Here is a 7910-nt window from a genome sequence, read left to right as displayed (position 1 = left end):
GGCGGCGGCAACGGCGGCGTTGAAGATCGAAATGAGAAAGGGCTTGGGGTCTACCTTTGTCATTTTGCTTCCGCCGGCAATGCCAGCTCGCGCGCGTCGATGCGGAGATGCTCACACAGCGTATCGACGACCACGCCATGGTCCTCACGCTCCGGCAGGCCCGAGACGGCGATCACGCCGATGACGCCGGCGCCCTTGACAGTGATGGGAAAGCCGCCACCGGCCAGCACGTAGTCGGCAAGGTCCAGCCCCTCGCCAGGCTTGAAGCTGCGGTCGGGGCGCTGCTGCTCCAGCACCATGCGGTAGGTGCTTTTCAGGAACCGCCGCACGACGTTGATCTTGCGCCGCGCCCAGTCCGGATTGGAAGCGTTCGAGCCGGGCATTGCCGCATAGAACAGCGGCCGGTCGAAGGTTCTGATATCGACAATGATCGGCAGGTTTTCCTTGAGAGCCCGATCGCGGATCGCCGAGCCGATCTCGAAAGCGACGGCTTCATCGAAGGCCGAAAAGACAAGCGTGGCTTCCTGTTTCTCGATCAGAGCGATGTCGTCCGCAACAGCCATGTCGTTCCCCTATCAACGTCGCCGCACGCTTTGCCGGATGGCTGCCGCCCGGTCAAGCCGGCCGCATACGACGGCTAAACCGCTATATCCGCCTTGGCCGCCCGGCCGGCGACATAGACCTCGCGCACGGCGCGGTCGTCGCCGAGCGTCTGCAGCAGAAACAATTCCTCGGCGAGCGTGTCCGCCGTCTCTACCCGCAGCCGCATCGCCGGCGTGGCGCGGGCGTCGAGCACGACGATATCGGCGTCGCTGCCTTCCTCCAACGTGCCGATCTTTTCCGCAAGCGACAGCGCCTCGGCATTGCCGCGGGTCAGCTGCCAGAAGGACTGGAACGGATTGAGCTTCTCGCCATTCAGCGCGACCACCTTGTAGCCCTCGTCCATGGTGCGCAGCATCGAATAGTTGGTGCCACCGCCGACATCGGTGGCGGCGGCGATGCGAAGCGGCTTCTCGCGGCGGCGATAGCGCTGATAATCGAAGAGGCCCGAGCCGAGAAACAGGTTGGAGGTCGGGCAGAACACTGCCACCGAGCCGCTATCGGACAGCGCATCCGCTTCGCGTTCCGACAGATGGATGCAATGGCCGAACAGGCTTCTGCGCCCGAGCAGCCCGTAATGCTCATAGACATCGGTATAGTCGCGCGCCTGCGGATGAAGCTGCTGCGTGAAGGCGATCTCGGCGTGGTTTTCCGACAGATGCGTCTGCATATGCAGATCAGGATATTCGCGGCACAGCGCGCCCGCCATCTCCAATTGCTCGGGCGACGAGGTGATGGCGAAGCGCGGCGTGATGGCATAGTGCTGGCGCCCCCTGCCGTGCCATTCCTCGATCAACGCCTTGCTGTCGTCATAGCCCGATTGCGGCGTGTCGAGCACGCCTTCCGGGGCGTTGCGGTCCATCATCACCTTGCCGGCGATGTTGAGCATGTTGCGGTCGTGCGACTCGGCAAAGAACGCTTCGGCAGATTCCTTGTGTACCGAGCAATAGGCTGCGACAGTCGTCGTGCCGTGACGCAATACTTCATCCAGGAACAGCCTGGCGATACGGCGGCCATGCTGAGCGTTCTGGAATTTGGTCTCTTCCGGAAAAGTGTAGGTGTTCAGCCAGTCAAGCAGCTCGGCGCCGAAGGAAGCGATGACCTGCATCTGCGGAAAATGCGCGTGCGCATCGATGAACCCGGGCAGCAGCAGATGCGGCCTGTGGTCGATTTTTTTAGTCCCCTCGCCCGCCTTTTTCTCGACCTCGGCATAGGCGCCCGCGGCAACGATCCTGCCGTCGCGGAGCAGCAAGCCGCCATCTTGCTCGTAGCGCCAGGCGGAATGGTCGTCGATGGTTTCGGGCCAGCGCAAAAACGACAGCGTGCGGCCGCGCAGCAGCGTGCTGGTCATTTCCTTGCGCCTTCGAACCATGCCACCAGGAGCGCCCGTTCCTTGTCGGTGATCTGGGTGACGTTGGCGGGCGGCATGGCGTGGCTGCGTCCGGCCTGCAGGTAAATCTCGCCGGCGTGCTCGGCGATGCCGGCATCGGTATCGAGCATCACGCCCTTCGGCGCGTGGTAAATGCCCTCGTAGGACGGCTCCGCCGCGTGGCACATCGAACAGCGGCCAAGCACCGTATCACGCACCGCAGGAAAGTGCGCCGAGGCGACATAGACCTGGGCCGCCGACGACGCCTTCGCCTCGCCGGTCAGCAGCTTCGGCACCGTCGACAGCCAGATGATGACGACGAACAGGACGGCGGCCGCCAGCCAGGTCCAGGTCGGATTGCCTTTGCGCGCATGCCTGGTGTTGAAATAGTGCCGGATCAGCACGCCGATGATGAACACCAGCGAGGCGATGACCCAGTTGAACTCTGTGCCGAACGCCAGCGGATAATGGTTCGACAGCATCAGGAACAAAACCGGCAGCGTCAGGTAATTGTTGTGCAGCGAGCGCTGCTTGGCGATCTTGCCGTATTTCGGATCGGGCTTACGGCCGGCGATCAGGTCGGCGACGACGATCTTCTGGTTGGGGATGATGACCATGAAAACGTTGGCCGACATGATCGTCGCGGTGATGGCGCCAAGATGCAGGAAGGCGGCGCGCCCGGTAAACAGGTGGGTCAGTCCCCAGGCGATGAACACCAGCACGCCGTAGAGCACCAGCATAAGGCCGGTGTCGCTGTTGCCGAGCGGCGAACGGCACAAGACATCGTAGACCACCCAGCCGAGGCCAATCGTTGCCAGCGACAGCAAGATGCCTGTAGGCACCGATATGGCAAGGACATTCGGATCGATCAGGAACAGGTCCGCCCCGGCATAGTAGACGACGCACAGCATGGCGAAGCCCGACAGCCAGGTGGCGTAGGATTCCCACTTGAACCAGGTCAGGTGCTCGGGCATTTCGGCCGGCGCCACCAGATATTTCTGCACGTGGTAGAAGCCGCCACCATGCACCTGCCATTCCTCGCCGAAGGCTCCGGCAGGCATGCCCGGACGCTGGCGCAGCCCGAGGTCGAGCGCGACGAAATAAAAGGACGATCCAATCCAGGCGATGCCGGTAACGACGTGCAGCCAGCGCACGGCGAAACTCAGCCAATCCCAGAATATCGCGAAATCCATCATGAAAAATCGTCCCTGCCGATCCACTGACTTTACGGACTGGAGCGCAAACGGAAAGGGCCGAGACGCACGATGACTTTCAAAAAAAATTGGAAAATACTAGGCTGATCATACGCAGCCACATGAGAGCCACGGAAGCCGCATGGCCTATCTCGATAATATCGCCGTTTTTGTCCGCGTCGTCGAGCTCGGCAATTTGTCGGCGGCTGGGCGCGACATGCGCATTTCGCCGGCGGTCGCTTCCAACCGGATCAAGGAGCTCGAGAAACACCTGGGCGTCAGGCTGTTCAACCGTACTACGCGGCAATTGATGCCGACCGAGCACGGCACGGTGTTCTACTCCGGCGCCAAGCAGGTGCTGGAGGCGGTCACCGATGCGGAAGCGGCGGTCAGCGCGTTATCCGGCCAGCCGCGCGGCACCATAAAGGTGACAGCGCCGCTCGGCCTCGGGCGGCGGCTGGTAGCATCCGGCATCCCGGATTTCCACGACAGGTACCCAGATATCGAGGTGCGGCTCCGGCTTTCCGATCACAATGTCGATATCATGAAGGAAGGCATCGACGTTGCGTTCCGGCTGGGCATCATCGAGGATTCCAGCCTCAGGATGCGCGGCATCATGGAATGCGAGCGCGTGCTGGTAGCGGCCCCGCAATATCTGGACGTGCGCGGCGAGCCGACCGAGCCGCAGGAGTTGATTGGCAAGAAACACGATTGCCTGATGCTGCGCTATTCCGGCGCGCGCGAATATGTCTGGACGCTGCAGACGCCGAACGGGCCGCAAAAGTTCGAGGTGCACGGCCCCTACGATACCGATGATGGCGACGTGCTGACCGGCTGGGCGCTGTCAGGCCGCGGCATCATCAACAAGCCGCGCTTCGAGGTCGAGCCGTTTATCCGCGACCAGCGGCTGAAGGTGATCCTGAGCAACACGCCGCCGACGCCGGTGCAGTTCGCCGCCGTCTACCCGCACAAGAAGCTGCAGGATCCGAAGGTGCGGCTGCTGCTCGATTTCATGGCCGAGCGCTGCCAGCGGCTGATCAGGGATATTCTGGCCGGCAAATGATCGCCGGCTGGCCGGTTGCTTTCCGTCCAGCCGACGAGATAATTCCCAAGGAATCTCGCTCAACAGGGAAAAGCGATGGCCAACGGCGCCACCATGTGTCTCGCCGTTTCACTGTCTCCGGAAGCCGCCCCTTCCGATCCGCCCGACGCCGGCCTGGACTTCAGTCAGCTGACGCGGTTTGTGCAAGAAGCCGAAGCGGCCGGCCTGGACATGGTGTTGCTCGGCGATTCCGCGCCGGTTGCAGGCGGGCTGAACCGGCAAATGCGCTTCGAAGCAACGACCTTGGTGGCAGCGCTGGCTACGGTGACAAGCAGGATCGGCCTCGTCGCGGCAGCGTCGACGGTAGCCCACCAGCCCTACAATCTCGCGCGCCGTTTCGCTTCGCTCGATATTATCAGCCATGGCCGCGCCGGTTGGAACGCGAGCATGATGCCCGACCCGCGCGAGGCGGCCAATTTCAGCCGACCGGAAGGGTTTTCCGGCGACGATTTCCGCCTGCGCGCCGAGGAATTCATCGGCATCGTGCAAGGGTTGTGGAAAGGCTGGGACGCAGACGCGCTGCTGTTCGACAAGTTTGGCGGGCGCTTCTTCGATCCCGAGAAGATGCACCTTCTCGACCACAAGGGTGAATATTTTTCCGTGCGCGGGCCGCTCAACGTGGCGCGGTCGCCGCAGGACACGCCGGTGCTGGTCATGTCCGGCCTGTCCGAGCCCGCCATGGCTATCGCCGCCCGCACCGCCGATGTCGTCCTGCTGGATGAGCCATCGATCGAGCCGGCGAAGGCTGGCGATCTGAAGCGCCGTGCGCTTGCCTTCGGGCGCAGGCCGGAGGCGTTGAAAGTGCTGATGAACGTTACCGTCAGCGCCGCAATTACCGCCGCGCCGGACCTGTTTGCGGACAGGCTCGAAGAGTGCTTTCGCTCGAAAGCCTGCGACGGTTTCAACATCGCCATGCCGTTCACATCGGCGCTCGACGATTTCATCGGTCTCGTGCTGCCGGAGCTTCGCCGCCGCGGCCTTGTCCAGTCCGGCTACAGCGCGGCGACACTGCGCGCCCATCTCGGGCTTGCAGGGGAGGATCGGCAATGAACGCCGGTCGAGGCCAGATGAAGCTCGGCGCCTTCCTGTGGGCGACAGGCCACCACATCGCCGCCTGGCGCCATCCGCAGGCGCATGTCACGGCCGGCATCGACATCGACCATTACATCCAGCTGGCGCGGACGGCGGAAGCGGCCAAGTTCGACATGATCTTCTGCGAGGACGCCGCCGGCGTGCGCGAGGCCAATGTCAACATCGCCAGCCAAACGTCGCGCTCGATCGGCTTCGAGCCGATCAGCCTGCTTGCCGCGCTCGCCGTCCAGACGGAGCTCATCGGCCTCGTCTCTACGGCGTCGACGAGCTATAACGAGCCTTACGGGCTGGCGCGGACCTTCCTGTCGCTCGACCATCTGAGCGGCGGCCGAGCCGGCTGGAACCTCGTCACTTCGGCCAGCCAGATCGAGGCCGCCAATTTCGGCTCGACCGGACTGCGCCCACATGCGGACCGCTACGAACGCGCGCGCGAATTCGCTGCGGTGGTTGCCGGCCTTTGGCGAGGCCAGGGTGGATACGAAGACAGAAGTTTTTCGGTGCGCGACCCGCTCGATCTGCCGCGCTCGCCACAAGGTGCACCGGTCATGGTGCAAGCGGGAGCGTCGGACGAGGGTCGCGACCTCGCCGCCCGGACCGCCGACGTGGTCTTTACGGCGGCGCAGACATTCGAGGAAGCGAAGGCCTTCTACGACGACCTCAAGGGACGACTCGCGGCCCATGGGCGCAAGCCGGACGACATCAAGATCATGCCTGGCGTGGCGCCGGTCGTCGCGGCAAGCGAAGCGGAAGCCCGGGCAAAACATGATGAACTGCAGGAGCTGATACCGGACGATGTCGGCGTCGCGCTGCTTTCCAGCTATCTCAGCATATCCGATCTCTCGCGCTATCCCATTGACGGACCGCTGCCGCAGCTGCCGGCCAGCGAAGGCATGCAGAGCCGGCAAGCGCTCGTCATCGAGCAGTCGCGCCGGGACAACCTCTCCATCCGGCAGCTTGCGCGCCATTTCGCCGGTGCACGCGGCCATTGGCGCGTCGTCGGAACTCCGGCCCAGATCGCCGACGAGCTCGAGGCACGCTTCGAGGGCGGCGCGGCAGACGGTTTCAACGTCATGCCATCCTATTTTCCGGGCGAACTCGATGCCTTTGCCACACTAGTCGTGCCGGAGCTGCAGCGGCGCGGGCTGTTTCGTACGGATTATGAAGGCAGCACGTTGCGCGACCACCTGGGCTTGAAAAGGCCGGCGTAAAACGGCGAACGGAACGAAAGCCGGAGATCGCCGTTTTGGGATGCTGTGCCGCGCGGCGATGAGGGCGTCTGCGCGCATGTTGGATTGACCTTCCACAAACTTCGCCCTCTTCAAAACCACGCGGACGCACCGCCACAGGAGCCGATCATGGATGCCATCGCCACCCGCAACGACCTGCAACCCAACGCCAAGAAAGAGTGTATCGATCTTCTCAACGCCCGCCTCGCCGACGCCATCGATCTGGCGCTGATCACCAAGCAGGCGCACTGGAACGTCAAGGGACCGCAATTCATCGCCATCCATGAGATGCTCGACACGTTCCGCGAGGAGATCGACGGCCATGTCGACATCATTGCGGAGCGCGCCGTACAGCTCGGCGGCACGGCGCTCGGCACATCGCAGGAGGTGTCGAAGGCGACTATGCTCGAGGCCTATCCGACCGACATTCACAAGACCCGAGATCATCTGGCGGCGCTGATCGACCGCTATGCCGCAACCGCCAAGCGGGCACGCGCGGCAATCGACGAAGCGGCGGGTGCGGGCGACGCCGACACCGCCGACATCCTCACCGCCTATTCACGCTCGCTCGACAAATTGCTGTGGTTCCTGGAAGCACACACGCAGGAGAAGGAATAGAAGGAAACGTCAGCCGGCCATCGCCTTGCCGCGACGGGCTTTGGACGGAGCTGCCGGTGCTATCGCTTGGGCGGCCAGCGCCGTCATGATCTCGGCTGCGGCGAGCGCGGCGATCACCTGCGGGCGCTTGTCCTTGATTGCATCACCGCCGATCGGCGAGACGAGGCGGTCAAATTCCGCCTCGCTTCCGTCCGCCGACTTAAGGAACCAGTTCCGGAACGTCGCCTTCTTGGTTCTGGAACCGATCATGCCGACATAGGCGGCATCGCGGCGTTTCAGCGCCTCGGCGACGATCAGGAAATCCAGCGCGTGGTCGTGGGTCAGGACGACAAAGGCGGAGCCGGCCGGCGCCTTGCGAACCACCGCCTCAGGCATCGGTGTCAGGCTTGTTTCTACCGCTTCCGGTATGCCTTCCAGCGCTTCGGCTCGCGTCTCGACAACGACGACATGCACCGGCAGCAAGGCCACCGCGGAGGCCAGCGCCTGGCCGACATGGCCGCCGCCGAAAATATAAACATGCGGCAGTTGCGCCTCCTCGGCCTCCGCCTCCGCAACAAGCTTGGCCTCAACCGCGGCGTCGACCAGCCGGATCAGCAGCTCGACCCTGCCGCCGCAGCACTGCCCGATCTCCGGCCCGAGCGCGATGTCGAGCGTGGCGACAGCGTTGCGGCCAGCCCCCTTCTCCCCGTCACTATACGGGGAGAAGGTGC

Annotated in this window: 8 protein-coding genes; 4 read left to right on the top strand and 4 right to left on the bottom strand. The window is 63.6% G+C overall.

Features of this window, described 5'->3' with window-relative positions; all coding sequences use genetic code 11:
• Positions 1 to 59 precede the first annotated feature (59 nt).
• The 3 genes from E5W70_RS29370 to E5W70_RS29360 form a co-directional block, all read right to left on the bottom strand.
• A complete protein-coding gene (locus tag E5W70_RS29370) occupies positions 60 to 563 on the bottom strand; it encodes a heme-degrading domain-containing protein (RefSeq protein WP_292664793.1) in 504 nt (167 codons plus the stop codon).
• A 74-nt stretch (positions 564 to 637) separates the two neighbouring features.
• Positions 638 to 1951, bottom strand: coding sequence for a guanine deaminase (gene guaD / locus E5W70_RS29365; RefSeq protein ID WP_292664792.1), 1314 nt, complete (start codon positions 1949 to 1951; stop codon positions 638 to 640).
• A complete protein-coding gene (locus tag E5W70_RS29360) occupies positions 1948 to 3165 on the bottom strand; it encodes a urate hydroxylase PuuD (protein WP_292664791.1) in 1218 nt (405 codons plus the stop codon). The genes guaD and E5W70_RS29360 overlap by 4 nt, the downstream gene beginning before the upstream one ends.
• Before the next feature lie 139 nt (positions 3166 to 3304).
• On the opposite strand from E5W70_RS29360, the gene E5W70_RS29355 reads away from it, so the two are divergent.
• The 4 genes from E5W70_RS29355 to dps all read left to right on the top strand — a co-directional run bounded on the left by E5W70_RS29355 (position 3305) and on the right by dps (position 7200).
• The gene (locus E5W70_RS29355) at positions 3305 to 4225 is read left to right on the top strand and encodes a LysR family transcriptional regulator (RefSeq protein ID WP_292664790.1); all 921 of its coding nucleotides are present in this window, start codon (positions 3305 to 3307) and stop codon (positions 4223 to 4225) included.
• A 75-nt stretch (positions 4226 to 4300) separates the two neighbouring features.
• Complete coding sequence (locus E5W70_RS29350) at positions 4301 to 5314, top strand: LLM class flavin-dependent oxidoreductase (protein ID WP_292664789.1); 1014 nt, start codon at positions 4301 to 4303, stop codon at positions 5312 to 5314.
• Positions 5311 to 6564 carry an LLM class flavin-dependent oxidoreductase gene (locus E5W70_RS29345; protein WP_292664788.1) on the top strand — a complete coding sequence of 418 codons (1254 nt, stop codon included), beginning with the start codon at positions 5311 to 5313 and terminating at the stop codon, positions 6562 to 6564. The genes E5W70_RS29350 and E5W70_RS29345 overlap by 4 nt, the downstream gene beginning before the upstream one ends.
• Before the next feature lie 147 nt (positions 6565 to 6711).
• Complete coding sequence (gene dps, locus E5W70_RS29340; RefSeq protein ID WP_292664787.1) at positions 6712 to 7200, top strand: DNA starvation/stationary phase protection protein Dps; 489 nt, start codon at positions 6712 to 6714, stop codon at positions 7198 to 7200.
• Between the two features lie 9 nt (positions 7201 to 7209).
• On the opposite strand, the gene xdhC is transcribed toward dps, so the two are convergent.
• A partial coding sequence (xdhC, locus tag E5W70_RS29335; RefSeq protein WP_292664786.1) for a xanthine dehydrogenase accessory protein XdhC occupies positions 7210 to 7910 on the bottom strand: 701 nt, incomplete at its 5' end.

The sequence above is a fragment of the Mesorhizobium sp. genome, from assembly GCF_005063415.1.
GTDB lineage: Bacteria > Pseudomonadota > Alphaproteobacteria > Rhizobiales > Rhizobiaceae > Mesorhizobium.
This window is presented reverse-complemented; position numbering and strand designations above follow the sequence as displayed.